A 26,281-nucleotide genomic window follows, 5' to 3' on the forward strand; every position below is an offset into this window, starting at 1 on the left:
CAACGCGCCGGCTGCTGGAACAGGAAAGGCCCCGCTCGCGCGGGGCCTTTCTGTCTTGCGTCGACCGCGTGCGGCTCAGCGCTTCATCGAAGAGAAGAACTCGTCGTTGGACTTGGTGGTCTTCATCTTGTCGAGCAGGAACTCCATCGCCGCGATCTCGTCCATCGGGTGCAGCAGCTTGCGCAGGATCCAGATCTTCTGCAGCAGCTCGGGCTCGATGAGGTAGTCCTCGCGGCGCGTGCCGGACTGGTTGACGTTGATCGCCGGGTAGACGCGCTTCTCGGTGATGCGGCGGTCCAGGTGCACCTCGGAGTTGCCGGTGCCCTTGAACTCCTCGTAGATGACCTTGTCCATCGCGCTGCCGGTGTCGACCAGCGCGGTGGCGATGATGGTGAGCGAGCCACCTTCCTCGACGTTGCGCGCGGCGCCGAAGAAGCGCTTCGGGCGGTGCAGGGCGTTGGCGTCGACGCCGCCGGTGAGCACCTTGCCCGAGCTCGGCACGACGTTGTTGTAGGCGCGCGCCAGGCGGGTGATCGAGTCGAGCAGGATCACCACGTCCTTCTTGTGCTCGACCAGGCGCTTGGCGCGCTCGATCACCATCTCGGCGACCTGCACGTGGCGCGCGGCCGGCTCGTCGAACGTCGAGCTGATCACTTCGCCGCGCACGCTGCGCTGCATCTCGGTCACTTCCTCGGGCCGCTCGTCGATGAGCAGCACGATCATGTGCACGTCGGGATGGTTGTAGGTGATGGCGCTGGCGATCTGCTGCATCATCATCGTCTTGCCGGCCTTCGGCGGCGACACGATCAGCGCGCGCTGGCCCTTGCCCTGCGGGGCCATGAGGTCGAGGATGCGGCCGGCGATGTCCTCGCTGCTGCCATCGCCGCGCTCGAGCTTGAACTTCTTGCGCGGGAACAGCGGCGTCAGGTTCTCGAACAGCACCTTGTTCTTCGACGCCTCCAGCGGCTCGCCGTTGATGGTGTCGACCACGTTCAGCGCGAAGTAGCGTTCGCCGTCCTTGGGCCAGCGGATGCGGCCACTCAGATGGTCTCCGGTACGCAGGTTGAAGCGGCGGATCTGGCTGGGCGAGATATAGGTGTCGTCCGGGCCGGCGAGGTAGCTCGCCTCGGCCGCGCGCAGGAACCCGAAGCCGTCGGGCAGGATTTCCAGCACGCCGTCGGCGACGACGCCTTCGCCGTGGCGGGTCAGCACCTTCAGCAGGGCGAAGATCACGTCCTGCTTGCGCGCGCGCGCCACGCCTTCGTGGATGTTCAGCTGCTCGGCGATGTCGAGCAGCTTCTGCGCCGGCATGCGCTTGAGGTCGGAGAGCGAGTACTGCGGGAAGCCTTCCGGCATGTTCGGCGGCGGCAGGCGGTTGGCCTGGTCGTTGCCGTTGTCCTGGGGCAGCCCGTCATCACGCTGGCGCGGCCGGTCGCGGCGGTTGCGGTTGCGGTCGCGCCGGTTGCCCTGGCCCTGGCCCTGCCCGTGCTGGCCGCCATGCTGCTGGCGGCTTCCGCCGTCGGAGCCCTGGTCGTCGTCGTCATGACCGCCGCCCTGGCCGCCCTGTCCCTGGCCCTGGCCCTGGTTCTGGTTCTGGCCCTGGCCCTGGCCCTGGTTCTGGTTCTGGTTCTGGCCCTGGCTCTGCTGGCCCTGACCCTGGTTTTGTCCGCCATGCCGGCCGTGAGCGCCTTCAGTGCTGGCGGGCTGCGGAGGTGCGGGCGCTGGTGCCGGTGGCGGCATGGGCAGCGACGGCTGGCTGACGCCGGTCGCCTGGGGCAGCGCCTCGGCGCGCGGTGCAGCCTGCGGCGCGGATGCTTCGGAAGAGGGGGAGTCGCCGGCCGTGGCCTTGGCGACGCGCGGCTTGCGCACGCGCTTCACGGCGCTGTCGCCGGAATCGGATGGAGTGTCGGACAAGTGGGAATCCTCGCTTGCTGCGAGCGCGCCCGGGACGGGCGGCGTGAGTTGATGAGATGGGGTCTAGCAGATGGGTGCGGCGCCTGTCTCGCGCCGGTGCGTTACGGAAACTAGCACCCCCGCGCCATGACGGCAAGCGGGGGGGTGCGGCGCCTCAGAGTGCCTTTTCGATCATCTGCGCGAGCTGCGGCTTGCCGACCGCGCCGATCTGCGTGTCCTGCACCTGGCCGCCCTTGAACAGCAGCAGCATGGGGATGGAGCGCACGTGGTACTTCATGGCCGTGGCGCGGTTCTGGTCGATGTCGATCTTCACGACCTTCGCCCGGCCCGCGTATGTATCGGCCAGCTCGTCGAGCGCCGGGGCGATCATCTTGCATGGGCCGCACCAGGGCGCCCAGAAGTCGACCAGCACCGGCTCGGCGGAGGCGAGGACGGTGGCGTCGAAATCGGCGTCGCTGGCATGGATGACGTGGTCGCTCACTGCTTTCTCCTGCATGGGGGGTGGCCGCGGGCCGGCCTGATGGCGGCGATGGCGGCGGCATTTGTGGTGCTAGACTGGGGGAATCCGCGGCCAGAACAAGGGCCGCCCCGGGGCCGGGTACCCGCTCCGGTTCATCGAGGGCAGTCTGCTTGGCTGCCGCCTTCCACGCAAGCGCGCCCGCCGCGCAGACTCCCTGACGAATGTCCGACAAGCCACTTACCGACCTCACCTTCTCCTCCTTCGACCTGCATCCGTCGCTGCTTGCCGGCCTCGAGACCGCGGGCTTCACGCGCCTCACGCCGATCCAGGCGCTGACCCTTCCGGTCGCGCTGCCCGGGGGCGACGTCGCCGGCCAGGCCCAGACCGGCACGGGCAAGACCCTCGCCTTCCTGGTGGCGGTGATGAACCGCCTGCTGACGCGGCCGGCGCTCGCCGACCGCAAGCCGGAGGACCCGCGCGCGCTGATCCTGGCGCCGACCCGCGAGCTGGCCATCCAGATCCACAAGGACGCGCTCAAGTTCGGTCCCGAGATGGGGCTGAAGTTCGCGCTGGTCTACGGCGGCGTCGACTACGACAAGCAGCGCCAGATCCTGCAGGAGGGCGTGGACGTCATCATCGCCACCCCCGGCCGGCTGATCGACTACGTCAAGCAGCACAAGGTGGTGTCGTTGCACGCCTGCGAGGTCTGCGTGCTGGACGAGGCCGACCGCATGTTCGACCTCGGCTTCATCAAGGACATCCGCTTCCTGCTGCGCCGCATGCCGGTGCGCACCGAGCGCCAGACCCTGCTGTTCTCGGCCACGCTCAGCCACCGCGTGCTGGAGCTGGCCTACGAGCACATGAACGAGCCGCAGAAGCTGGTCGTGGAGTCGGAGTTCATCACCGCCGCGCAGGTGCGCCAGAAGCTCTACTACCCGTCCGACGAAGAGAAGCTGCCGCTGCTGCTGGGCCTGCTGTCGCGCTCTGAAGGCGCGCGCACCATGGTGTTCGTCAACACCAAGGCGTTCGTGGAGCGCGTCGCGCGCTCGCTGGAGCGCGCCGGCTACCGCGTCGGCGTGCTGTCGGGCGACGTGCCGCAGAAGAAGCGCGAGAGCCTGCTGAAGAAGTTCCAGGCCGGCCAGCTCGAGATCCTGGTCGCCACCGATGTCGCCGCCCGCGGCCTGCACATCGACGGCGTGAAGTACGTCTACAACTACGACCTGCCGTTCGATGCCGAGGACTACGTGCACCGCATCGGCCGCACCGCGCGCCTGGGCGAGGAGGGCGACGCGATCAGCTTCGCCTGCGAGCGCTATGCGATCGGCCTGCCGGACATCGAGGCCTTCATCGAGCAGAAGATCCCGTCGGAGCCGGTGACCGTCGAGCTGATGACGCCGGTGCCGCGCAAGCCGCGCGAAGGCGTGGAGCTGGTGCCCGAGGAAGGTGAAAGCGTCAGCGAGATCTTCCGCGAGGCGCGCGAGCAGCGTGCCGCCGAGGATGCGCGACGTGGCGGTGGCCGCAGTGGTGGTCCCGGATCCGCTGGTGCGGGACGCGGCCGTGGTGGCCCGCGTGCCGACGGCGAGCGCGGGCCGCGCCCGCCGCGTCCGCCGCGCGCCGCGCCTGCAGCGGCGACCGTTGACGCTTCCGCGACGGGCACGGCCCAGGTCGCCGTGGCAACGCCCGCCGCGGTCGAAGCCGCCGCACCGGTCGTAACCGCGGTTGCATCCGGTGTGCCAGCGGCCGAAGGCGAGCGCGCGCCGCGCAAGCGTCGTCGCCGCCGTGGCGGCCGTCGGGTCGAAGGTGCCGACAGTGCCGAGGGCGCTGCGGAGCAGGGTGGCCAGGCGCAGGCCCAGCCGCCGGCCCATGCTGGCGCCGGCGCGAAGCAGGCGCCTCGTGCGCCGCGCGCGAAGCCGGAGTCGCAGCCGCATGCCGCGCGTCCGCAGCCCACCGCGGCGGAGCCGGCATCGCTGTTGGGTCGCATCGGCCTTGGCCTGAAGAAGCTGGTCACGCGCGCGCCGCGCTCGCAGCACTGAGCACCGCGGCGCGGTCGGGAATGGATGCCCGTGTGCGCGCGGGTGATTTGCGGGTGCGACAGCGGCCATAATCGCTGCGCACCCCTTCCCGGAACCGCAACACGATGCCCGTCCTGCGCTTCGACAGCGTCAGCAAGCAATACCCCGGTGGGCACGTCGCGCTCGAGGACGTGAGCTTCGCCGTGGACGCAGGCGAGATGCTGTTCGTCACCGGCCATTCGGGCGCCGGCAAGAGCACCCTGCTGCGCCTGATCCACCTCTCCGAGCGGCCCAGCCGCGGCGCGGTGGTGTTCGGCGATCGCAACCTGCTCAAGGTGCGCGGCGGCCGGGTGGCCCTGCACCGGCGCGAGGTCGGCGTGGTCTACCAGGACCACCGCCTGCTGGGCGACCGCAGCGTGTACGACAACATCGCCCTGCCGCTGGTGCTGCGCGGCATGCGCCGCGGCGACATCGGCCGGCGCGTGCGTTCGGTGCTGGAGCGCCTCGGCCTGGGCGCGCGCGGCAGTGCGCTTCCCGGCCAGCTGTCGGCCGGCGAGCAGCAGCGCGTCGGCATCGCGCGTGCCATGGTGGCCGAGCCGCGCCTGCTGGTGGCCGACGAGCCCACCGGCAATCTCGACCCCACCCTGGCTGCGGAAATCATGGAGCTGTTCGCGTCGTTGCCCGAGCGCGGCACCAGCGTGCTGGTCGCCAGCCACGACCTCGGCCTGGTCAAGCGCATGAAGAAGCGCGTGCTGGTGCTCGACCATGGCCGTCTGGCCGACGACATCTCGCCGGAGGACCTGGCCGATGAATGAGCCGCTCGCCAGGCCCAGGCCGGAGCGCGCGCGGTCGCGACTCGGCACCTGGTCCGACCACCATGCCTACAGCTTCGTCGCAAGCCTGGGCCGCATCTTCCGCCGACCCTGGTCGACCGCACTCACCATCGGCGTGATGGCGGTGGCGCTGGCGCTGCCGCTGGGGCTGTGGCTGGTGCTGGGCAACGTCGAGCGCTTCGCCGGCGACGTGCAGCAGTCGCGCCAGCTCAGTGTCTTCCTGAAGCAGGACCTGGCGGCCGACGCGGTCGCGGCGCTGGCCGATGCGCTGCGCGGGCGCGCCGACATCGGCGACGTGGCGCATCGCACGCCGGAACAGGGCCTCGAAGAGCTGCGCGCGCGCGGTGGCCTGGGCCAGGCGATCGACGCGCTCGGCGAAAACCCGCTGCCGCACGTACTGGTGGTGACGCCCACGGGCGACGAGGCCCTGCTTGCCGACTCGCTGCGCACCCTGCCCGAGGCCGACCTGGTGCAGCACGATGCCGGCTGGCGCCAGCGCCTGGACGGCTGGCTGCGCTTCGGTGGCCGCGTGGCCTGGGTGCTGGCCGCCCTGCTGGGCGCGGGCGCGCTGCTGGTGGTCGGCAACACCGTGCGCCTCGACATCCAGTCACGACGCGACGAGCTCGGCGTTCTGCAGCTGCTGGGCGCCAGCGACGGCTTCATCCGCCGCCCCTTCCTGTACCTCGGTGCGTGGTACGGCCTGGCCGCCGGCGCGCTTGCGCTGGCGCTGCTGACAGCGGCCGGCGCCGCGCTCCGCCTGCCGCTGGCCGACCTGGCGGCGAGCTACGGCAGCGGCTTCGGGCTGGTCGGCTTCACTCCGCGCCAGGTGCTGGTGGTACTGGTCGGCACGACCGCGCTCGGCTGGCTTGGCGCGGGCGCCGTCACCGGCCACTTCCTGCGCCAGACGCGGCCCACCGACACCTGATGGACGCTTCGCACGACATCCGCCATCTCGCCAGCGGCGCCCTGCGCGTGATGGTGGTGGATGGTTCCAGGCTGGTGCGCAAGCTGATCGGCGACGTGCTGCGCAGCGAACTGGTCGACGTGGACGTGGTGGCCTGCGGCAATCTCGCCGAGGCGCGCGCCGCGCTGGACGCGGCGCCGATCGACCTCGCCACGACCTCCCTGGTGCTCCCCGACGGTGACGGCCAGCAGCTGGCCGAGCTCGTGCGCACCGCCGCGGGACAGCGCTACGTGCCGGTGATCGTGGTCTCCGGCAACGCCCAGGCGCATCTCGAGGGACGGCATTTCAGCGATGACATCACCGACTATTTCGACAAGTCGCACGGCCACCACGCGCTGGCGGAGTTCATCCGCGGCTACGTGCAGCCGCAGCCGATCCCGGGCGCGCGCGTGCTCTACGTGGAGGACAGCCGCACCGTGGCGCTGGCCACCTCGCGCATGCTCAAGGCGCAGCAGATGGAGGTCGTGCACGTGGTGAGCGCCGAGGCCGCGATCGACTGGTTGCGCGAGCGCCACGATGCCGGCGAAGGCCCGGGCGCCGACCTCGTGCTCACCGACGTCTATCTCAAGGGCGAGCTGAGCGGGCATGACGTGGTGCATGCGATCCGCGGCGAGCTCGGCTGGTCCAAGCGCAAGCTGCCGGTGCTGGTGATGACCGGCGATGCCAATCCCGACAACCAGACCGCCTTGCTGCGCGACGGCGCCAACGACCTGGTGCTGAAGCCCATCGAGGAGCGCCTGCTGGTGACCAAGGCCCTGTTCCAGCTGCGCCTGGCGCGTACGCCGGAATCCACGGTGTTCGGCGGATGAGCGACGTACGCGGGCGCCTCGCTCCTTCCTGGAAGCCGCACATCGGCGACTACCTGGAACGCGACGACATGCAGGCGCTGGCCGACTTCCTGCGCACACGCAAGGCGGCAGGCGTGCAGGTGTTCCCGCCCGGGCCGGAGATCTTTTCCGCGTTCGACGCCACGCCCTTCGAGGATGTGCGCGTGGTGATCCTGGGGCAGGACCCCTACCACGGCGCCGGCCAGGCGCACGGCCTGTGTTTCTCGGTGCGGCCAGGCGTGCCGGTGCCGCCTTCTCTGCTCAACATCTTCAAGGAGATCCAGCGCGACCTCGGCATCGCCGCGCCGGACCATGGCTGCCTGCTGCCCTGGGCGCAGCGCGGCGTGCTGCTCCTCAACGCCGTGCTGACGGTCGAGGCCGGCTGCGCGGGCTCGCACCAGCGCAAGGGTTGGGAGGGCTTCACCGACCACGTGGTCGACGTGCTCAACCGCGAGCGCGAAGGCCTGGTGTTCGTGCTCTGGGGCGCGTACGCGCAGGCCAAGGGCAAGGTCATCGATCCGTCGCGCCACCGTGTGCTCAAGGCCACCCATCCGTCGCCGCTGTCGGCGCATCGCGGTTTCCTCGGCTGCGGCCACTTCTCGGCGGCCAACCGCTATCTCGTCGCGCGTGGCGGCACGCCGCTGGACTGGTCGCTGCCCTTGCGCGCGGAGCTCGCGATCGCATGACGCCCGCACCGCTGCTGGTATCGCTGCACATGCCGAAGACCGCGGGCACGAGCCTTGCGGAAACCCTGCGCGCGGCGTTCCCGGAGCCTGGTGCCTGCCAGATCGAATACGTCGACCAGCCCATGCAGTACACGCGCTGGTGCCGGCGCTGGCGCGCGCTGCGCGCCGGGCTGACCGGGCGGGGGGTGTTGCCGGACGGCCTGGCCTGCGTGCATGGCCATTTCCTGCCCGTGAAATTCCGCATCGCCGCGGGCGCGGCACGCGCGGTGCGGTACGTGACCTGGCTGCGCGAGCCGGTCGACCGCCTGGCCTCGCATTACCACTACTGGATGCGCGACTACGACGGCCTGGATCCTGCCCAGCCGCTGCGCAACCGGGTGCTGCGCGAACGCTGGTCGTTCGAGCGCTTCGCCCTCGGTGCCGAGATGCGCGACCTGTACCACGAGTACCTGTGGCGCTTCGATCCGGCCGGCTTCGACTTCATCGGCATCACCGAGCGTTACGACGAGGACCTGCAGCAGATGGCGCGGCGGTTCCTCGGCGGCACCGCGGTACCCGCCGTGGCGCTGGCGAATCCGCTGCGTGGCGAATCCGGATATGTGATCAGTCCGCTGCTCCGCAGCCGCATCGAGGCGCATCACGCGCGTGACGTGGCCCTGTACCGCCGGGTCCTGGCCGGGCACCGCCGCTGAGGTTGTTCGAAGTGCGGTGGCGGGAGCTGGATGCTTTCCTCGATTGATGTTGTCAGGACCGCCTGGAGGCGCGTCCGCAACTTCGACGGGAGCACTGTTCCATGAGGAATTCCACGATGCCGCCGGTGCTGGCGGCGGCCTGCGTGCTCGGCCTGCTGGCCGGGCTGCAGCCCACGGACGCCAGGGCCGCCAGCCAGCGGGCCCGGCATATCCGCCCCAGCGGTATCTGCGAGGCGCCGTTGCCGGTCTATGACGCCTATCTGCGCAAGTCGCCACAGGCGGTGACCAACACCGGCGACGAGACCGTGTTCGTCAACTGCGCGATGCCTGCCGATCCGGTGGGCGATCTCGGGTCGGCCTGGGTCGAGGTTCGTATCCAGTCCACGGTGGCGGCGAACACCTCGGTGACCTGCACCCTCGTCACCGGTAGCGCCGACGCGCCGGTCTACGACGCGTTCAGCCGCCCGCTGGCGCCCTACGGAAACAACTGGTTCACCTGGGCGGGCCTCGACAAGCTGAGCATCGATGGCCTCTTCGCGGTCATGTGCGCGCTGCCACCTGGCGTCCAGCTGACCGGCCTCTATGCCAAGGAAAGCGACAGCGCCGGCGGCATCTGACGCAGCCGCACCCATACCCGTACCCCGGAGCCAACCCATGATTCCAACCTGCATCCCGCGCACCATCGCCGCGGCCAGTTTCTTCGTACTCGTGTCCGCGGTCCTGCATTCCCCGCACGCCGACGCTGCCTCCATGCGGACGATCAGCGTCTCGGCCACCGGCGTCTGCGACGCGCCGCTGCCGGTCTACAACGTGCACCTGCGACGTCGCCCGGTCGCCCTGCAGAACGAGAGTGACCAGTCGGTGTTCGTGTCCTGCACGCTGCCCACGGATGTCATGGGCGACAGCAACTCCGGATCGGTGGTGGTCGGCTTCAAGAGCTTCGCCGGAGCGGCCACCGTGAGCTGCACGATGGTGTCCGGAACCAGCGGTGCCCAGGTCTTCTACGTGCCGAGGGACCAGGCGATCGCGGCCAACGGCCGCGCCGGCATCACCTGGCTGCAGGTCAACAAGTGGAGCAATTCCGGCACTTATGCCTTCAGCTGCAACCTGCCCGCGGGGGTGGCGATGGAAACCATCACCTACACCCAGACCGACAGCGGGGGCCGGGTATGAGCCGCCGCCTGCCGGCGGGTGCAGCCATCGCGCTGGCGCTCGCCGCTGTCCTGCACGTTCCGGAAGCCAGGGCCGCCACCGAGCGCGTCCAGCGGGTGAGCGCCACCGCCGCGTGCGAGGCGCCGCTGCCGGTCTTCGACGCCACCCTGCGCAAGCGCCCGATCGGCATCGGCAACGAAGGCACCACGTCGATCTTCGTTTCCTGCTCGCTGCCGGCGGATTCCGCGGCGCCACCCGGTGGCGCCACGGTCAGCGTGCGCCTCGCCATGCGCGGCAGCGGCCCGGCGACCACGGTGAACTGCCAGCTGGTGACAGGCACGCCCGACAACCTGTCCTACACCGCCGGCAGTGCCGTCGTCCCGAGCGCCGGCACGGCGTGGCTCACCTGGAACGGCGTCCACAAGGGCGCGGCCAACGGCACGCTGAACTTCAGCTGCAACGTGCCGCCCCTGATCGACCTCGGCACGATCCTGTACAGGGAAACGGATCCCGGCGACCAGCTCTGAGGTTTCCCGCCGCCACACGGGTGGCGGCGGGCGTCTGTGCCGCCGCGCCGGATCCTCTCTCCCTACCGGCGCGCGGCATCGGCGACCCAGGTGAATGGCCTCTTCGATAGCAATAATCGATCGGTCTGGATTGATTTTTGATCATGAATGGAACACTAAGGAACTCTTCCGGTCTTTAGCAGTCCCATGGAGCCACTGCTAAGATCACGGCCATGACTGCAACCACCGCGACCGCTCTTGTCTCCAACAGCCTCCCGATCCCCAGCGCGCTGGGCTCGCTCGAGGCCTACATCGGCGCCGTCCACCAGATCCCCGTCCTCACGGTCGAGGACGAGCAGGCGCTGGCCCACCGTTTCCGCGATGGCGAAGACCTCGATGCCGCCCGCGAGCTGGTGCACTCGCACCTGCGCTTCGTGGTGCACGTGGCGCGTGGCTACAACGGCTACGGCCTGCCGCTCGGCGACCTGATCCAGGAGGGCAACATCGGCCTGATGAAGGCGGTGAAGCGCTTCGACCCCACGGTAGGCGTTCGCCTGGTGTCGTTCGCGGTGCACTGGATCCGTGCCGAGATGCACGAGTACATCATCAAGAACTGGCGCATCGTCAAGGTCGCCACCACCAAGGCGCAGCGCAAGCTGTTCTTCAACCTGCGCAAGAGCAAGAAGCGCCTGGGCTGGTTGAACGCCGAGGAAGTGCGCGTCGTGGCCGCCGACCTCAACGTTTCCGAGCGCGAGGTGCTGGAGATGGAGTCGCGCCTGTCGGGCCGCGACGTCGCCTTCGATGCACCGTCCGATGACGATGACGACCACGCGCCGCCGTCGCCGGCCGCCTACCTCACCGCGCGCGAGGATGATCCGTCGCAGGCGTATGAGCGCCAGGACAGCGAGGACAACCAGCTCGCCCTGCTGCGCGAGGGCCTGGGCCGGCTGGACGCGCGCTCGCGCGACATCATCAAGCGCCGCTGGCTGGATGACGACAGCAAGGTCACCCTGCAGGAACTGGCCGACCAGTACGGCGTGTCCGCCGAACGCATCCGCCAGGTCGAAGCCAACGCGCTGAAGAAGATGAAGGCGCTGTTCGCGGCCTGAGTGCAGTGCCCCGCAACTGGAAAGCCCGGCTCAGGCCGGGCTTTTTCGTTTCTGCCGGCGTTGTGACGACGCGCTCACCACTTGAACAGCACCAGGCTCAGCGCCAGTACCGCCATGCCCGAGACCAGCCCGTACACGGTTTCGTGACCCTTGGAGTAGCGCTTGGCCGCGGGCAGCAGCTCGTCCAGCGCAAGGAACACCATGACGCCGGCGATGATCCCGAACACGCTGCCGAACACCGCGTCCGACAGCCAGGGCCGCAGCAGGGCATAGCCGACGATCGCACCGACCGGTTCCGCCAGGCCGGATACCAGGCAGGCACCAAAGGCGTAGGCCTTGTTGTTGGTGGCGAAGTACACCGGCACCGCGATCGCGATGCCCTCGGGGATGTTGTGGATGGCGATCGCGAACGCCAGCGGCAGGCCGACGCCCGGGTTTTCAAGGGTGGCGAAGAAGGTCGCGAGACCCTCCGGGAAATTGTGTGCGGTGATCGCAAGCGCGGTCAGCAGGCCGACGCGCTTGATGTAGGCGGCGTTGTGTTCGCGGAAGAACGGGTCGTCGACCTCGAGCCGCTCGTGCGGGTTGGGCACCAGGTGGTCGACCAGCATGATCAGGCCGACGCCTGCGAGGAACGCGAAGGTGCCGTAGGAGAAGCCCAGGCGGGGACCGTAGCCCTGGCTGAAGGACCACACCGACTTGTTGAGGATCTCGGACAGCGAGACGAAGACCATCGCACCGCCGGCGAAGGCCAGCCCGAACGCCAGCAGCCGTGCGTTGGGCTTCTTCTGCGCGAACACGAACAGGCTGCCCAGTCCGGTCGCAAGTCCTGCACCCGTGGTGACCGCCAGCGCGATGAGCAGGTTGGCGGTGGGGATTTCCATGGGCGCTGGATCCTGGGCGGTCGCGCCATCCTAGCCGAAGCCCCCGGGCGCGGATACGCGGGCATCGCGGCGTGTCGGGCATCATGCGTCATCGCGCCGGGCGCGCCCGAGGAACAACCGACATGGCCGAACACGAAAAGCGCATCGCGGTGCTGATCGACGCCGACAACGCACCGGCGGCGAAGATCGACGCCATCCTTGCCGAGGTCGCGCGCCACGGCGTGGCCAACGTGCGCCGCGCCTATGGCAACTGGAAGAGCCAGCACCTCGTCAGCTGGGAGAAGTGCCTGCACACCTACGCGATCCGCCCGATCCAGCAGTTCGCATACACCACCGGCAAGAATGCCTCGGACATGGCGATGGTGATCGACGCGATGGACCTGCTGTACGCCGGCAACCTCGACGGGTTCGCGATCGTGTCGTCGGATGCCGACTTCACGCCGCTGGTGATGCGCCTGCGCAACGACGGCGTGGCGGTGTACGGCTTCGGCCAGGAGAAGACACCGGAGCCGTTCGTGAAGGCGTGCTCGACGTTCCTCTACCTGGAAAAACTGGGCACGCCGGATCCGGCCGAAGAGGCGGCGGCGCCGACGCGCGCGCGCAGCCAGGCCGAGCTGCAGGCCGACCAGGCGCTGGTACGCACGCTGCGCGCGTCGGTGGATGCCACCCAGGGCGAGGACGGCTGGTCGCGGCTGGGCGCGGTGGGCAGCCACATCAGCAACCAGGGTTCGTTCGATTCGCGCAACTTCGGCTACCGCAAGCTCAGCGACCTGATCGAGGCGACCGGGCTGTTCGAGGTGCGCCGCCATGGCCTGAACATCGAACTGCGCGGGCGTGGCAAGGGCGTCGCCGCGGCCGGTGGCCAGGCGCGCAGTGCGCCGGCGGCGAAGGTGGCGAAGGCGGGCAAGGCCGCCAAGGCCCCGGCCAGGACCGCCAAGGCGGCGCACGGTGCCGCGGCCGCGAAGACCGACAAGCCGCGGTAACACACGCGGTCTGGCGAGGGCGGGTCGCCCCGGCGGTCAGTACAGGTCGACCGGATCCACGTCCAGCGACCACCGCACGCGGCGCGCTTCGGGCAGCGCATGCAAGGCGGCCACGCCGCGATCCAGGAGCCGCTGCAGCGCGCCGCGTGACGGCGACGACAGCAGCAGCTGCGCGCGCTGCATGCCGGCGCGACGCGGCATCGGCGCGGGCATCGGGCCGAGCAGGGCGATGCGGGTGTCATCGCCGGCGGCATCGGCCAACAGCGTGCGTGCGGCTTCGAGGAACGCGGACGGCGCGGCGACGTGAGCCGCCTCGGCGCGCAGCAGCGCGAGGTGCGTCGATGGCGGGAAGCCCGCCGCCTCGCGCTGGCCAAGCTCGGCGTCGGCGAATGCACGGTAGCCGCCATGCACCAGCACCTGCAGCAGCGGGTGCTCGGGATGATGCGTCTGCAGCAGCACTTCGCCGGCGCGCTGCGCACGCCCGGCGCGGCCGGACACCTGCACCAGCAGCTGGGCGAGCTTCTCGCTGGCGCGGAAGTCGGCCGAGAACAGGCCTTCGTCGATGCCGACCACGCACACCAGGGTGAGGTGCGGCAGGTCGTGGCCCTTGGCCAGCATCTGCGTGCCCACCAGTACGCCCGGCGTGTCGCCCAGCTTCGCGAGCTGCTGCTCCAGGCCGTCGCGGCGGCGGGTGCTGGCGCTGTCGATGCGCAGCACCGGCACGTCGGCGAAGCGCTCGGCCAGCAGCTCCTCGATGCGCTCGGTTCCCACGCCCTGCGGCTGCAGCGCCAGTCCGGCGCAGTCCGGGCAGGCGAGCGGCACCGGCTGGCGCGCGCCGCAGTGGTGGCACTGCAGGCGCCGGCCGGCGCCGTGCACGGTCATCGCGCTGCCATGCTCGGGCGTGCTGCAGCGGCGGCAGCGCGCGCTCCAGCCGCAGTCGTGGCACAGCAGCACCGGTGCGTAGCCGCGGCGGTTCTTGAACACCAGCACCTGGCCGCCGGCATCCAGTGCAGTGCGCGCGGCCTGCAGCAGCTCCTCGGACAGGCCGGCCTGCAGCGGCCGCTTGCGGACATCGAGCACGCGCACCCGCGGCGGGCGCGCATCGCCGGCGCGGCTGGTCAGGCGCAGGTGCGCGTAGCGCCCGGCGCGCACGTTGTGCAGGGTTTCCAGCGACGGCGTGGCGCTGCCCAGCAGCACCGGCACGTCGAGCGCCTTGCCGCGCACCAGAGCGAAATCGCGCGCGTGGTAGCGGATGCCGTCCTGCTGCTTGAAGCTGCCGTCGTGTTCTTCGTCGACCACGATCAGGCCGGCCTCGGGCAGCGGCACGAACACCGCCGAGCGCGTGCCCACGATCACCCGCGCCTCGCCGCGCCAGGCGGCGGCCCAGGTGCGCGCGCGCTCGCCGTCGGACAGGCCGGAGTGCAGGGCGTGCACGGGCACGCCGAGCCGGGCGCGGAAGCGCGCCAGCATCTGCGGCGTCAGGCCGATCTCGGGCACCAGCACCAGCGCCTGCCGGCCCTGCGCCAGGCAGCGTTCGGCGATCGCCTGCAGGTAGACCTCGGTCTTGCCGCTGCCGGTGATGCCCTCCAGCAGCACCGGCACGAAGCCGTCGGCCTCGCGCAGGGTATCCAGCGCCGCGGCCTGCTCGGGGTTGGGCGTGTGCGCGGCGATCGCCACCGGGGCCTGGCTGGCGGCCGCCACCGCTACGCGTTCGGCCAGCCCGCGCTTTTCCAGGCTGCGTGCCGCCGGGCGCCAGCCGTCCATGGCATCGTCGAGCAGGTCCTCGGCGACGGGCCCGCTGCGCAGCCGCTCCGCCACCAGGCGCGGCCGGCTGCCGCGCCGCAGTCCGTCGACTGCCTCGGCGCCAGCCGGCGTCAGCTGCCAGGCCCAGGTGTGCGTTGCCGGCAGTGCCTCGCCGTGGCGCAGCGGCGCCGGCAGGGCGGTCGCCAGCACTTCGCCGAGCGGTGCGTGCACGTAGCGCGCCAACCAGCGCGCCGACGCCAGCAGCTCGCCCTGGAACAGGGCGGCATCGTCGATCCAGACAAGCGCCTCGCGCAGCGCCGGCCCCTCGCTCGCCGCCGGGCCGACGGCGGCCACCACCCCGACCAGCTCGCGCGGCCCGAACGGGACGCGGATCCGGCGCCCGACATCACCCGGCGACACCGCATCGCCGTCCGGCGCCCGGTAGTCGAACAGGCGCGGCAGCGGCAAGGGCAGGGCAATGCGCAGGACGTCGTCGGGCATCGCGACAGTCTAGCGATCCGCCCCGCGCCGCTGTCCGGATCTGGCGCTCGCAGGTCGGCGGCGGGCAGGTTTGGAGGGGCGTTTCCAGCCGCCTCGCTGCTTGCGAGCCACTGTTGCCATGCAATTGACCTTTCGGCTGCAAGTTGCGGATGTTCAAGGCTTTTGTGTTTATCCACACGATCTGTGGATAAGCCTGTGCATGCAACTCGAAGTGGGGCGTGGAAAGCCCGTGAACGCGGCATTACAAGAAGGTTGGCGCTTTTTTCACCATTCCCATAAATGCCATCGCAATCAGACACTTGGTCGTGAAACATGCTGGCGCAAATTGCCGGGTACTGCCGTCGGGCCCGCCTTGTGACGATCCGGTGACCGCTGTGCACAACCTCCAGAGGCGGCAAATGCCTCCAGGGCCGCGGTGGAACGTGAATTGTGCTCTCCGTCAAGGGACTGGGGAGACCACGGCATGGGTATGATGCGGCCAGCAAAGCAGCGAGTCCGATGACAGCACGCCCCCCGCAAGACGCCGCCGCGGCGCCCACCGCACTCACAGCCTTCCTGCGCGGAGTTGAACGCCGCGGCGCCGTGTTCGCGCACCTGCTGTCCGGCTCGCAGGCGTCCGGCGACGCGGCGCTGGCGGACACGATGGAGGCGTTCCGGGCCGAGGCCGGGCGCACGGCCTTCGGCGACTGGCCGCGCCGGTTCTGGTCGCAGCTGTTGGCCACGCCGGCCCTCCGCCAGCCTCCCGCCACGCCCGCCTGGGAGCCCGAGTTCGGCTGGCTCGCGCATCTGGGCCACGGGCCACGCGCCGCACTGCTGCTGCGCCTGGTGGCCGGCCTGGCCGAATCCGACGCCGCCGCGGTCCTTGGCATCGCCCGCGGCACCTACCGCCTGGGCCTGCAGCGCGCCCTGCCGCACAACGCCGACGGCAGCGCCGACCTGGCGGCCTGGCAGGCGCTGGGCGCAGCTGCGCAGGGCATGTTGCGCGGCTTGCCGCCGGACCGCCTGGCGCACCTGGCGCACGTCCGCGAGGAGGCGATTGCCGCTCCCGCCGCCGGCGCCCGCCCGCGCGTGGAGGCCGAGGCGCCGCCAGGACATCGTCACCGCGCGGCGCTATGGGTCATCGCGCTGCTGACGCTCCTCGCATTCGCCGCCACCTTCTGGCCGGGGTTCGCCGACAGCGGGTTCGTGGGCGGCGACGGGCCGGAGGGCATCCTGGTCGAGCCGCTGCCCGCCGCGGCGGCGCCGGCGGCCCGTTATCCCGACGATGCCGCCCTTGCCCTGCACCCCGATCTCGGCCTGCTGCTCGATGCCGGCGCCGCGGGGCCCGAGGCCATCGATCCCGCCTTCCACGCCTGGTACGCCGCGCAGCGCGCGGCCGCTGCCGAGGGGCCCACGTCCGCCGCTGGCGTGGCACCCGGCGCCGCGGGCAGTGCCCCGGCCCATCCCGTCGATCCCGACCAGCACAGCGAGACCGATGATGCGTCGCTGTAGCCTGCACGCCGCTCTGCTCGCGGTCCTGTGCCTGCCGCTGGCCCCCGCCCTGGCGCAGGTACCGCCCCAGGCCCCCGCGGTCCGCGACGCGCTCGCCGCGCTTCCGCCGGAACGCCGCGCCGAAGTGGCGGCCCTGCAGCGCCGCCTCGACGCGCTTTCACCGGACGAGCGCAGCGCGCTCCAGGCGCGCCGCGAAGCCTGGGACGCGCTGCCGCCGGGCGAGCAGGGTGCGTTGCGCGAGCGCTGGCAGGCCTGGCAGGCGCTGCCGGTCGCCGAGCGCCGCCAGCTGCAGGACGCCGCGCATGCGTTCGCCGCGCTGGATGCCGACGCGCGCGCCGCACTGCGCGCCCGGTTCGATGCACTCGACGAGAGCGAGCGCCACGGCTGGCTGCTCGGCCCCGGGCTGGGCGCCGACTACACCCGCCTGCATGCCCTGATCGCCCAGGTTCCCGGCCATGAACGCGCGCCGCTGTTGGCAGCGCTGCGTGCGCTGCCAGCCCAGGCGCGCGCCGACCTGGCCGTGCTCGCCGTGCGCACGCCGCCACAGGCGCGCGAGGAGCTTCGGATCGCATTGCTGGCCACGCCGCCTGCCAGCCGTGCCGCGTGGCTGCGGCGCCAGGTCGCCCCCTGAGCGCGGGCTACACCCCGACCAGCCCGGCGATCGCGACGAATGCCGCCGCGAACGACAGCAGCACGCTGTACGAGATGCCCAGCACGCTGAATTTGAGCAGCGTCGCCACCCAACCCTGCCCGTAGATGCGCTTCTGCATGAGCAGCAGGTAGAGCGGCATCCACGTCCACAGCGCGCCCTCCACGACCAGGAACGCCGTGTGCGCCGGTCCCGGCTGTGGCGCCAGCCAGCGCTCCAGCGCGGCGACCACCAGCACCAGCAGCAGCGCCAGGCAGAGGAAGGCATGGCTGTGCAGGGCGATGATCAGGTGTTCCATGTACAGGCGGTGCTTGAACAGGTAGGCGAGCTTCAGCATCAGCGCGAACACCGGCAGCAGCAGCATCAGCGCGGTGGGTGCGGCGCCGAGCGCCGCGTCCTTGAACAGGTCGGGCTCGTCGCGCACGCGGGCGATGTTGCGCTGCGCGCGCCCGGCCTGGGCATTGAGCCAGTCGTTGGCGAACCCCGGCAGCCAGCGCGCCTCCAGCCGGTTGTGGACGGGATCCCACGGCCTGCCGTTGAACGACATCGTCGGGCTGTCATCGCCGGCGGGTGGCGGCGGCGGTGGCGTGCCGGCGCGCTCGGCCTGGCGCAGTGCCGCGATGCGGTCACCGGCGGCCTTCTCGATCGCGACCTCGAGCGCGACCAGGGCGGGGTCCGGGCCGACCGCGGGCTGCTTGCCGCTTCGCGCGTCGCGGGCTTCCTGCATTGCCGCGTCGCGCCGCGCGCGGACCTCGTCCACCGTCATCGCCTGCGACACGGCATCCGCCTGCGGCGTATCCGTTTCGATGATGACCCCGTCGCCGAAACTCAGCAGCAACTGGGCGACGAAGAACGTCACGATGGCGAGGAAGAAGAACAGCCGCACCGGGCTGACGTAGCGCACGCGGCGGCCGGCGAAGTACTCCAGACTGAGGTGCCCCGGGCGCGCGAACAGCGGCCACAGCGTGCGTGGCGTGCGTGAGTCGAGGTCGAAGACGCTGTCCAGGAAATCGCCGACCAGGCTGCTGAAGTGGCGGACCAGTCCGGTGACCGGCTGCCCGCAGGCGTGGCAGTGGGGGCCGAGCAGGCGCGTGCCGCAGTTGCCGCAGGCCGCGCCGGGCGTTGGCGCGGGTGCCCGCGGCAGGGGCTGGACGGACGTGTCGTTGCCGGCGTCGGTCATGGGCTTCCCTCGTCTGGCACTAAGATAGCGGCCTGCCGCGACCCGGCGCCAGCACGCGGCCTGCCGTGGCGTGTGCGGCGCGCCACGCGCAACTTCCCCCGGGTTTCCTCTACGCATGTCAACGCCATCGCCCGTGCATTTCCGCCACGAAGTGCGCAGTACGGCCGTCCTGGCACTCCCGCTGGTCGCCGGACACCTGTCGACCGGGCTGATCGGCCTGGTGGACAGCGTGATCGCCGGCCACCACGGCACCACCACGCTGGCGGCGGTGTCGGTGGGCACGGCGATGTTCTGGCTGCCGATGATGGTGCCGATGGGCACGCTGATGGCGGTGCCGGCGCTGGTCTCGCAGCTCGACGGCGCCGGGCGACGCGATGAGATCGCCGCGCTGTTCCGGCAGGCGCTGTGGCTGGCGCTGGCCCTCGGGCTGCTGCTGTTCGCGTTCCTGAGCGTCGCCACGCTCGCCCTCGAACCCATGGGCATCGACGCGGCGATCCGCCCGGGCGCCCGCGATTTCATGCACGGGATCCGCTGGGGCATCCCGGCGCTGACGCTGTACTACGCCATGCGCTACCTGAGCGACGGCCTGCACTGGACCCTGCCGACGATGCTGCTTGGATTCGGCGGCCTGCTGGTGCTGCTGCCGCTGGGCTATGCGCTGGCGTTCGGCGCGTTCGGCATGCCGGAGATGGGCGCCGGCGGCCTGGGCCTGGCGTCGGCGATCATGATGTGGGCGCAGGCGCTGGCGTTCGCCGCCTACCTGGCGCGCGCGCGCCGTTTCGCGTCGCTGGGGCTGTTCGCGCGCCTCGACCCGCCGCGTCGCGCGCCGATCGCGATGCTGCTGCGCACCGGCCTGCCGATCGGCGTGACCGTGGCGATGGAGGGCGGCTTGTTCATCGTGACCGCGCTGCTGATCGGCCGGATCGGCCAGCTCGAAGCCGCCGCCCACCAGATCGCGATCAACGTCGCCAGCCTGTGTTTCATGATCCCGTTCGGCGTGGCCGAGGCGACCACCGTGCGCGTCGGCCACGCCGTCGGCGCCGGCCGTGGGCGCGACGGCGTGCGCCGCGCGGCGATGGCCGGGATGGTGCTGGTGCTCGCCACGCAGACGCTGTCGGCGCTGCTGCTGTTCCTCGGCCACGACATGGTGGCGGCGCTGTACACGCGCGATGCCGCGGTCGCCACGCTGGCCGGCTCGCTGCTGCTGTTCGCGGCCTGCTTCCAGTTCCCGGACGGCGTGCAGGTGCTGTCGGCGGGTGCGCTGCGCGGGCTGCGCGATACCCGCGTGCCGATGTTCCTGGCCGCGTTCGCGTACTGGGGCGTGGGCATGCCGCTCGGCGCGGGGCTCGGCCTCGGATTGGGCATGGGACCGCGCGGCATGTGGATCGGGCTGATCGCCGGCCTGCTGGTGGCCGCCGTGCTGATGGCGACGCGTTTCCTGCGCACGTCCGGGCGCATCCCGGCAGGCGGCCCAGTGACCGATGGCGGGTGACGACGGCCATCGGCAGCGGTGATACTGGCCGCAGCCGCTTCCAAAGCCTTCGCAGAGCACGCCATGTCCGCAACACACGCCGTTACCCCTCGCCGCCGCGGGCCGATCACCCGCGTCGCCGTGGGCGCCTGGAACGCCCTCAACTTCACGCGCCGGCTGGTCTTCAACCTGCTGTTCCTGCTGCTGGTGATCGTGGTGCTGGTGGCGCTGGCGTCCGCCGAGCGCGCGCACCCGCTGCTCGACCGCACCACCCTGGTGATCGCGCCGGAGGGCGCGCTGGTCGAGCAGTTCAGCGTCGACCCGGTCACCCGCAGCTTCAGCAAGCTGACCGGCCAGGACACCGCCGAAGTACGCCTGCGCGACCTGCTGCTGACGCTCGAGTCGGCGAAGGACGACAAGCGCATCGAGCGCGTGCTGCTGCGCACCGACCGCATGGCGTTCTCCGGCTACGCCTCGCTGCGCGAGGTGGCCGCCGCGGTGACCGAGCTGCGCGCGGCCGGCAAGCAGGTCGTCGCGTACGGCGAGTTCTTCGACCAGGCGCAGTACCTGCTGGCCGCGCAGGCCGACGAGGTCTACATGGACCCGCAGGGCGGCATGGTGCTCGAGGGCCTCGGCCGCTACCGCCAGTACTACCGCGAGGGCCTGCAGGACAAGCTCGGCGTCGACATCCACCTGTTCAAGGTCGGCGAGTTCAAGTCCGCCGCCGAGCCCTACGTGCGTGATGACGCTTCGCCCGAATCCAAGCAGGCCGACCTGTTCTGGATGAACGACATCTGGCAGCGCTTCCTCGGCGACGTGGCGCGCGCGCGCAAGCTCGACGCGGCCACGCTCGCGGCCGGCATCGACACCATGCCGGCCGGCATCGAAGCCGCCGGCGGCGACCTCGCCCGCTATGCGGTGGAACAGAAGCTGGTCGACGGCCTGAAGACCGTCGAAGAGCTGCAGCTGCTGCTTGCCGAGCGCGGCGTGGCCGACGAGGACAGCGACAGCGGCGTGCGCGAAATCTCCATGGACGCCTACCTGCAGCACGTCACCAGCCCGCTGGCCGATGCCGATGCGCGGCCGCAGGTCGCGGTGGTGGTGGCCGAGGGCCAGATCATGGGTGGCCAGCAGAAGCCGGGCACCGTGGGCGGCGAATCGACCTCCGCGCTGCTGCGCGCGGCGCGCGACGACGAGAAGGTCAAGGCGGTGGTGCTGCGCGTCGACTCGCCGGGCGGCGAGGTCTTCGCCTCCGAGCAGATCCGTCGCGAAGTCGTGGCGCTGAAGGCCGCCGGCAAGCCGGTCGTGGTGTCCATGGGCGACCTCGCCGCGTCGGGCGGCTACTGGATCAGCATGGATGCCGACCGCATCTACGCCGATGAATCCACGATCACCGGCTCGATCGGCATCTTCGGCATGTTCCCGAGCATTCCGCGCACGCTGGAGAAGATCGGCGTGCACACCGACGGCGTCGGCACCACGCGTTTCGCCGGCGCGTTCGATCCCACGAGGCCGCTGCAGCCCGAGGTCGGGCAGGTGATCCAGAGCGTGATCGACAAGGGCTATCGCGAGTTCACCGGCAAGGTCGCCAGCGCCCGCAACCAGACGGTCGAGGCTGTGGATGCGGTCGCGCGTGGCCGCGTGTGGAGCGGTGCACAGGCGAAGGAGCGCGGGCTGGTGGATGAATTCGGTGGCCTGCGGACCGCGGTCGCCGACGCCGCCGAGCGCGCCGGACTGGGCGACGCGGGCAAGTGGCGCCTGCGCTACGTCGAGAAGCCGATGTCGCCGTTCGAGAGCTTCATCAGCGGCTTTGCCGGCAGCCGCGCCGGCCAGGCGCTGCTTGGCCGCAGCGACTTCGTGCAGGGCTTGCTGGCCAAGGCGCTGCCGCAGGCCGAGCAGGAGCTGCGCTTCATCGAGCAGACCCTGTCCAAGGGCGGCAATCCGGTGAAGGCGGTCGTGCACTGCTTCTGCATGCCGTGAGCGGCATGCACGGCACCCGCTGGCGGCTCGACGGACAGCTTGCACTCGTCACCGGCGGCAGCGCCGGCATCGGCCGCGCGATCGCCGCGGAGCTCCTCGGCTTCGGTGCGCGCGTGCTGATCGCCGCGCGCGACGGCGACGCGCTGGAAGCCGCGCGCGACGAGCTCGCCGACGAGTATCCCGACGGCGAGGTGCGCGCCTTCATCGCCAACGTCGCCGACGACGAGCAGCGCCGCGAGCTGCTCGACTGGGTCGAGGACCAGGGCGAAGGCCTGAACATCCTGGTCAACAACGCCGGCGGAAACCTCGTCAAGCCTTCGGTGGACTACACCGAAGACGAGTGGCGCGAGATCTTCGAGGTCAACCTGTTCAGCGCTTTCGAACTGTCGCGCTACGCGCATCCGCTGCTCGCGCAGCACGCGGCCAGCAGCATCGTCAACGTCGGCAGCGTGTCCGGCTCGACCCACGTGCGCACCGGCGCGCCGTACGGCATGAGCAAGGCCGCGATGCACCAGATGACCCGCAACCTCGCCTGCGAATGGGCGGAGGACGGCATCCGCGTGAACTGCGTCGCGCCCTGGTATATCCGCACCCGCCGCACATCGCCGAGCCTGGCCGATCCCGACTACCTCGACGAGGTGCTGATGCGCACGCCGATGGGTCGCATCGGCGAGCCGGAGGAAGTCGCGGCGGCGGTGGCGTTCCTGTGCCTGCCGGCGTCGGGCTACGTCACTGGCGAATGCATCGCCGTGGACGGCGGGTTCCTGCAGTACGGATTCTGAGGTGGCCGGTGCGGGCGCCGGCGCGGTGCACATGGCCGCGCGCGCGGTGTCGATCATCGGCCACCCGGCCGCAGTGATGACGCTGGCGGCGGGCGTGGCCGCCGCGGGCGGTGACGCAGCGCCGCGCACCGTCATGGGCATCGTGCTGGCCACCGCGGCCGTCGCCCTGGTCGTGGTGGCCTTCACGGTGGTGCGGACGCGGTCGGGGAGGTGGGCGCACGTGGACGCGTCCGCGCGACACGAGCGCGCCGAGTTCAACGTCTTCGCGGGCGCGCTGATGCTCACCCTGGCGGTGGCCGGCCATCTGGTGCACGCGCCGCCTGCACTGGTCGTCGCGTTCGCGCTGGCGGGCCTGCTGGTGGTCGGCGGGCACCTGCTCCGCCATCGGCTGAAGGCGTCGCTGCACGTCGGCTTCGCGCTGTTCGCCGCCGGCATCGCCTGGCCGCACGCCGCGGTGACGGTGGTGCTGCTCGTACTCGCGTGCCTGGTGGCGTGGTCGCGGCTGCAGCTGCGGCGGCACACGCGCGCGGATGTGGTGGCCGGGGCGCTGCTGGGCGCCGCCTGCGGCGTGCTGTACCACGTGCTCCCGCCACTGATGCGCTGAAAGCCGGGCATGCGCCTGCGCGCCGTGCCGGACGTATCATTTCCAGCCTGATCCACCGCCACGGGCACCCCGCGCCATGCGTGCAACCTCGCTGACCATCGCGCTGCTCCTGCTGAGCAACGTGTTCATGACGTTCGCCTGGTACGCGCATCTCAAGGAGCTGTCGCACAAACCTTGGATCGTGGCCGCGCTGGCCAGCTGGGGCCTCGCGTTCTTCGAATACATGTTCCAGGTGCCGGCCAACCGCATCGGCTACACCGTGTTCTCGATCGCGCAGCTGAAGATCCTGCAGGAAGTGATCACCCTGGCGGTGTTCGTGCCGTTCGCGCTGTTCTACCTGAAGGAGCCGCTGAAGCTGGACTACCTGTGGGCGGCGCTGTGCATGGTCGGCGCGGTGTATTTCGCGTTCCGCAGCAAGCTCGGCGGCTGACCGGAAGCCGCCGCCGACGACACGGAAAATGAATACCGGGCGCGCGCCCGGGACGCTGCGTTTCCCTGCGGTGCGGGGGCGGGTTGCCCCATACTTGCGCCTGTCCCTCATTGCACAGGACCGTCCATGTCGCACTGGACCCGCGAACAGCTCCACCAGATCCTCGCCGACGCCTTCGGCGCCGACCGCGTCGCCACCCTCGACGACACCGAGACCACGCTCCAGGTCGTCCTCGCCGACGCCGGTGATCTCGAGGTGACCCTGGTCGCAAGCGAGCACCAGGTGTACTGCTCGACGCCGCTGGTCACCGGCGCGCAGGTGCGCGACCGCGCCGCGTTCAACGACGCCTGCATGCGCCTGAACCCGATCAACCCGCTGTCGAACCTCGGCCTGGCCACCGTCGACGGCCAGGATGTCTACGTGGTGTTCGGCGAGCTGTCGGCCGATTCCACCGGCGAGCAGATCGTCCACGAGATCCGCACCCTCGGCGTCAACGCCATCGACGCCATTGAAACCCTGCAGACGTACCTGGTGACCGCATGAGCATCCTCGCCAAGATCTTCACCCTGTTCCGCGGCACGGCCAACGAGGCCGGCCAGGCCGTGGTCGACAAGAACGCGATCCGCATCCTCGACCAGGAGCTGCGCGACAGCACCTCCGAGCTCGCCAAGTCCAAGCAGGAGCTGACCAAGGTGATGGCGCAGCGCCAGCTGGCTGCCAACCGCGGCAGCGCGCTGCTCGACAAGCGCCGCGAATACGAAGGCTACGTGCAGGGCGCGCTGGCCAAGGGCGACGAAGGCCTCGCCCGCGAGGTCGCGACCAAGCTGTCCGACGTCGAGCGCGACCTGCAGGCCGAAGCCGACAACGTGCAGAGCCTCGACAGCAGCATCGGTTCGCTGAAGACCGCGATCCGCAGCACCGAGACCCAGCTGACGCGCCTGAAGCAGCAGATCGATACCGTGAAAGCGACCGAGGCCGTGCAGCGCGCGCAGTCGGCGGTGTCGGCGCGGCATTCCGGCGCCAACAGCAAGATCGGTACCGCACTGGATTCGCTGGAGCGCATCAAGCAGCGCCAGGAAGAGCAGGGCGCGCGCTTCGAGGCGGCCCACCAGCTCGAGCAGGAAACCGGCGACGGCGACCTGAAGTCCCGCCTGGCACAGGCCGGCCTGGTGCACGACCCGTCCAATGTCGACGGCATCCTCGAGCGCTTCCGCAAGCCGCAGGACGCCATCGTGCTGGACAGCCCGGCCTCGGCCGACGCGCAGAAGCTGCTGGCCGCCGAGTCGCTGTTCGACAAGCGCAGGTAGGCACGCCGTGGGATTGCTGGACAGGCTGCTCGGACGCAGGCCGGCCGCGCCCGCAGCGGCGCTGCCAGGCCCGGGCGAGCTCGCGCACGCGCCGCCGCTTGGCCTGCGCGTCGGCGGCCGCCTGCAGTTCGACCGCACCATGTACGGCGTCGCACCGGGTGTCATGACCGAGGAGCTGCCGGGCGGCTACCAGGGCGTGCCCTGCTACGGACACATCGATCTGGGCGACGGCTACGCGCTGCACCGCTTCTACCTCGATGACGACGCGTTCCTGCAGGTCAGCACCGTGTCCGGTGACGTCGATGGCATCCAGGGCTTCATCTTCCACGAGACCGTGCATCCGCCGGACAAGGCGGCGTTCCAGCGCTTCGTGACCGGCGACGCGCACCTCGGCGCCGCCGGCATCGACTATGCCGGCCACCGCTGGACCCGCGCCACGCAGACCACGGCGGGCGATGAACGCATTCCGCCGATGGTCTATGACGAAGTGCTGTACCGGCACCAGCCGCCGCGCCGCGACGACGACCTCACCCACTATGCGATGCTCTACAGCCGCGAAGTGCCGGAACTGTCGCGCCAGGAACTGCTGCTGGTGTCCGCCGAGGATTCCGGCCCCGCCGACTTCAGCATCACCTATTCGGTCGGCGTGGAGCTCACCATCGCCGACCTCGACATCACCTGAGGCGCCGCGGCGCCCGACCCTCAAGGATTTCCGATGCAACAGGCCATCACGCTCGACAGCTTCCTCGCGTTCCTCACCTACTTCGGCGCCGGCCTCGGCGTGATGTTCGTCGCCGCCACGATCGTCCTGCTGGTGACGCCGCACAGCGAGATCAAGCTGATCCGCGCCGGCAATACCGCCGCCGCGGTGGCGTTCGGCGGCAGCCTGGTGGGCCTGGCGTTGCCGGTGCATTCGGCGATCAGCCATTCGGTCAGTCTGCTCGACGCGCTGATCTGGGGCCTGGTGGCCGCGGTGGTGCAGGTGCTGGCATTCCTGGTGGCGCGCATCGCCAGCGGCACGCTGTCGAAGCAGATCGATGACAACGTGGTCTCCGCCGGCATCTTCAGCGCCGCCATCGCGATCAGCATGGGCCTGGTCAACGCCGCCGCGATCACGCCGTGAG

At 70.7% G+C, this 26,281-nt stretch carries 27 protein-coding genes; 22 read left to right on the forward strand and 5 right to left on the reverse strand.

Annotated features, from left to right (window positions below):
- Positions 1 to 75 precede the first annotated feature (75 nt).
- The gene (gene rho / locus JHB91_RS11050) at positions 76 to 1,914 is read right to left on the reverse strand and encodes a transcription termination factor Rho (RefSeq protein ID WP_199472906.1); all 1,839 of its coding nucleotides are present in this window, start codon (positions 1,912 to 1,914) and stop codon (positions 76 to 78) included.
- Between the two features lie 154 nt (positions 1,915 to 2,068).
- Positions 2,069 to 2,395, reverse strand: a complete 327-nt coding sequence (trxA, locus tag JHB91_RS11055; protein ID WP_199373866.1) for a thioredoxin — start codon at positions 2,393 to 2,395, stop codon at positions 2,069 to 2,071.
- A 200-nt stretch (positions 2,396 to 2,595) separates the two neighbouring features.
- Between trxA and rhlB the strand changes: the two genes are divergently transcribed.
- The 10 genes from rhlB (at position 2,596) to rpoH (ending at position 11,155) form a co-directional block, all read left to right on the forward strand.
- A complete protein-coding gene (gene rhlB, locus JHB91_RS11060) occupies positions 2,596 to 4,407 on the forward strand; it encodes an ATP-dependent RNA helicase RhlB (protein WP_199472907.1) in 1,812 nt (603 codons plus the stop codon).
- A 104-nt stretch (positions 4,408 to 4,511) separates the two neighbouring features.
- Complete coding sequence (gene ftsE / locus JHB91_RS11065; RefSeq protein WP_199373864.1) at positions 4,512 to 5,201, forward strand: cell division ATP-binding protein FtsE; 690 nt, start codon at positions 4,512 to 4,514, stop codon at positions 5,199 to 5,201.
- Entirely contained in the window at positions 5,194 to 6,144 is a 951-nt protein-coding gene (gene ftsX / locus JHB91_RS11070; protein ID WP_199472908.1) for a permease-like cell division protein FtsX, read from the forward strand. Before ftsE ends, ftsX begins: the two co-directional genes overlap by 8 nt.
- Positions 6,144 to 6,992: a response regulator gene (locus JHB91_RS11075; protein ID WP_199472909.1), complete on the forward strand. Its 849-nt coding sequence runs from the start codon at positions 6,144 to 6,146 to the stop codon at positions 6,990 to 6,992. Before ftsX ends, JHB91_RS11075 begins: the two co-directional genes overlap by 1 nt.
- Positions 6,989 to 7,696, forward strand: coding sequence for a uracil-DNA glycosylase (ung, locus tag JHB91_RS11080; RefSeq protein WP_199472910.1), 708 nt, complete (start codon positions 6,989 to 6,991; stop codon positions 7,694 to 7,696). The genes JHB91_RS11075 and ung overlap by 4 nt, the downstream gene beginning before the upstream one ends.
- Entirely contained in the window at positions 7,693 to 8,388 is a 696-nt protein-coding gene (locus JHB91_RS11085) for a hypothetical protein (RefSeq protein WP_199373860.1), read from the forward strand. Before ung ends, JHB91_RS11085 begins: the two co-directional genes overlap by 4 nt.
- Before the next feature lie 101 nt (positions 8,389 to 8,489).
- Positions 8,490 to 9,005, forward strand: coding sequence for a hypothetical protein (locus JHB91_RS11090; RefSeq protein ID WP_199373859.1), 516 nt, complete (start codon positions 8,490 to 8,492; stop codon positions 9,003 to 9,005).
- Positions 9,006 to 9,042: 37 nt separating this feature from the next.
- Complete coding sequence (locus JHB91_RS11095) at positions 9,043 to 9,561, forward strand: hypothetical protein (RefSeq protein WP_199472911.1); 519 nt, start codon at positions 9,043 to 9,045, stop codon at positions 9,559 to 9,561.
- Entirely contained in the window at positions 9,558 to 10,067 is a 510-nt protein-coding gene (locus JHB91_RS11100) for a hypothetical protein (RefSeq protein ID WP_199373855.1), read from the forward strand. The genes JHB91_RS11095 and JHB91_RS11100 overlap by 4 nt, the downstream gene beginning before the upstream one ends.
- A 212-nt stretch (positions 10,068 to 10,279) precedes the next feature.
- Entirely contained in the window at positions 10,280 to 11,155 is an 876-nt protein-coding gene (rpoH, locus tag JHB91_RS11105; protein ID WP_199373853.1) for an RNA polymerase sigma factor RpoH, read from the forward strand.
- A 74-nt stretch (positions 11,156 to 11,229) separates the two neighbouring features.
- On the opposite strand, the gene zupT is transcribed toward rpoH, so the two are convergent.
- Positions 11,230 to 12,036: a zinc transporter ZupT gene (gene zupT, locus JHB91_RS11110; protein WP_199472912.1), complete on the reverse strand. Its 807-nt coding sequence runs from the start codon at positions 12,034 to 12,036 to the stop codon at positions 11,230 to 11,232.
- Between the two features lie 122 nt (positions 12,037 to 12,158).
- On the opposite strand from zupT, the gene JHB91_RS11115 reads away from it, so the two are divergent.
- Complete coding sequence (locus JHB91_RS11115; protein WP_199472913.1) at positions 12,159 to 13,019, forward strand: NYN domain-containing protein; 861 nt, start codon at positions 12,159 to 12,161, stop codon at positions 13,017 to 13,019.
- Positions 13,020 to 13,055: 36 nt separating this feature from the next.
- Here JHB91_RS11115 and JHB91_RS11120 read toward each other — a convergent pair whose 3' ends face one another.
- Positions 13,056 to 15,263 (reverse strand): primosomal protein N', encoded by a 2,208-nt coding sequence (locus JHB91_RS11120; RefSeq protein ID WP_199472914.1) that lies wholly within the window; start codon positions 15,261 to 15,263, stop codon positions 13,056 to 13,058.
- 498 nt (positions 15,264 to 15,761) lie between these two features.
- Here JHB91_RS11120 and JHB91_RS11125 point away from each other — a divergent pair, with 498 nt between their 5' ends.
- Together JHB91_RS11125 and JHB91_RS11130 are read left to right on the forward strand one after the other, a co-directional pair.
- Complete coding sequence (locus tag JHB91_RS11125) at positions 15,762 to 16,754, forward strand: hypothetical protein (RefSeq protein WP_199472915.1); 993 nt, start codon at positions 15,762 to 15,764, stop codon at positions 16,752 to 16,754.
- Complete coding sequence (locus JHB91_RS11130) at positions 16,741 to 17,385, forward strand: DUF3106 domain-containing protein (protein WP_199373843.1); 645 nt, start codon at positions 16,741 to 16,743, stop codon at positions 17,383 to 17,385. The genes JHB91_RS11125 and JHB91_RS11130 overlap by 14 nt, the downstream gene beginning before the upstream one ends.
- A gap of 7 nt (positions 17,386 to 17,392) precedes the next feature.
- On the opposite strand, the gene JHB91_RS11135 is transcribed toward JHB91_RS11130, so the two are convergent.
- On the reverse strand, positions 17,393 to 18,583 hold the full coding sequence (locus tag JHB91_RS11135; RefSeq protein ID WP_199472916.1) for a DUF3667 domain-containing protein: 1,191 nt from the start codon (positions 18,581 to 18,583) through the stop codon (positions 17,393 to 17,395).
- Between the two features lie 115 nt (positions 18,584 to 18,698).
- On the opposite strand from JHB91_RS11135, the gene JHB91_RS11140 reads away from it, so the two are divergent.
- The 9 genes from JHB91_RS11140 to JHB91_RS11175 all read left to right on the forward strand — a co-directional run bounded on the left by JHB91_RS11140 (position 18,699) and on the right by JHB91_RS11175 (position 26,280).
- Entirely contained in the window at positions 18,699 to 20,075 is a 1,377-nt protein-coding gene (locus tag JHB91_RS11140; RefSeq protein ID WP_199472917.1) for an MATE family efflux transporter, read from the forward strand.
- 63 nt (positions 20,076 to 20,138) lie between these two features.
- Positions 20,139 to 22,034: a signal peptide peptidase SppA gene (sppA, locus tag JHB91_RS11145; protein WP_199472918.1), complete on the forward strand. Its 1,896-nt coding sequence runs from the start codon at positions 20,139 to 20,141 to the stop codon at positions 22,032 to 22,034.
- 5 nt (positions 22,035 to 22,039) lie between these two features.
- Positions 22,040 to 22,816 carry an SDR family oxidoreductase gene (locus JHB91_RS11150; protein ID WP_199374366.1) on the forward strand — a complete coding sequence of 259 codons (777 nt, stop codon included), beginning with the start codon at positions 22,040 to 22,042 and terminating at the stop codon, positions 22,814 to 22,816.
- A 1-nt stretch (position 22,817) separates the two neighbouring features.
- A complete protein-coding gene (locus JHB91_RS11155; protein WP_199373835.1) occupies positions 22,818 to 23,420 on the forward strand; it encodes a hypothetical protein in 603 nt (200 codons plus the stop codon).
- A 76-nt stretch (positions 23,421 to 23,496) separates the two neighbouring features.
- Positions 23,497 to 23,850: a DMT family protein gene (locus tag JHB91_RS11160; protein WP_199472919.1), complete on the forward strand. Its 354-nt coding sequence runs from the start codon at positions 23,497 to 23,499 to the stop codon at positions 23,848 to 23,850.
- A 126-nt stretch (positions 23,851 to 23,976) separates the two neighbouring features.
- A complete protein-coding gene (locus tag JHB91_RS11165) occupies positions 23,977 to 24,393 on the forward strand; it encodes a DUF2170 family protein (RefSeq protein WP_199373831.1) in 417 nt (138 codons plus the stop codon).
- Positions 24,390 to 25,157, forward strand: a complete 768-nt coding sequence (locus JHB91_RS13965) for a PspA/IM30 family protein (protein ID WP_233348207.1) — start codon at positions 24,390 to 24,392, stop codon at positions 25,155 to 25,157. Before JHB91_RS11165 ends, JHB91_RS13965 begins: the two co-directional genes overlap by 4 nt.
- 13 nt (positions 25,158 to 25,170) lie before the next feature.
- On the forward strand, positions 25,171 to 25,839 hold the full coding sequence (locus tag JHB91_RS11170; protein ID WP_233398718.1) for a DUF2491 family protein: 669 nt from the start codon (positions 25,171 to 25,173) through the stop codon (positions 25,837 to 25,839).
- Positions 25,840 to 25,872: 33 nt separating this feature from the next.
- Positions 25,873 to 26,280, forward strand: a complete 408-nt coding sequence (locus JHB91_RS11175; protein ID WP_199373827.1) for a DUF350 domain-containing protein — start codon at positions 25,873 to 25,875, stop codon at positions 26,278 to 26,280.
- Position 26,281 lies beyond the last annotated feature (1 nt).

It is taken from the genome of Luteimonas sp. MC1828 (genome assembly GCF_016461615.1).
Lineage (GTDB): Bacteria > Pseudomonadota > Gammaproteobacteria > Xanthomonadales > Xanthomonadaceae > Luteimonas.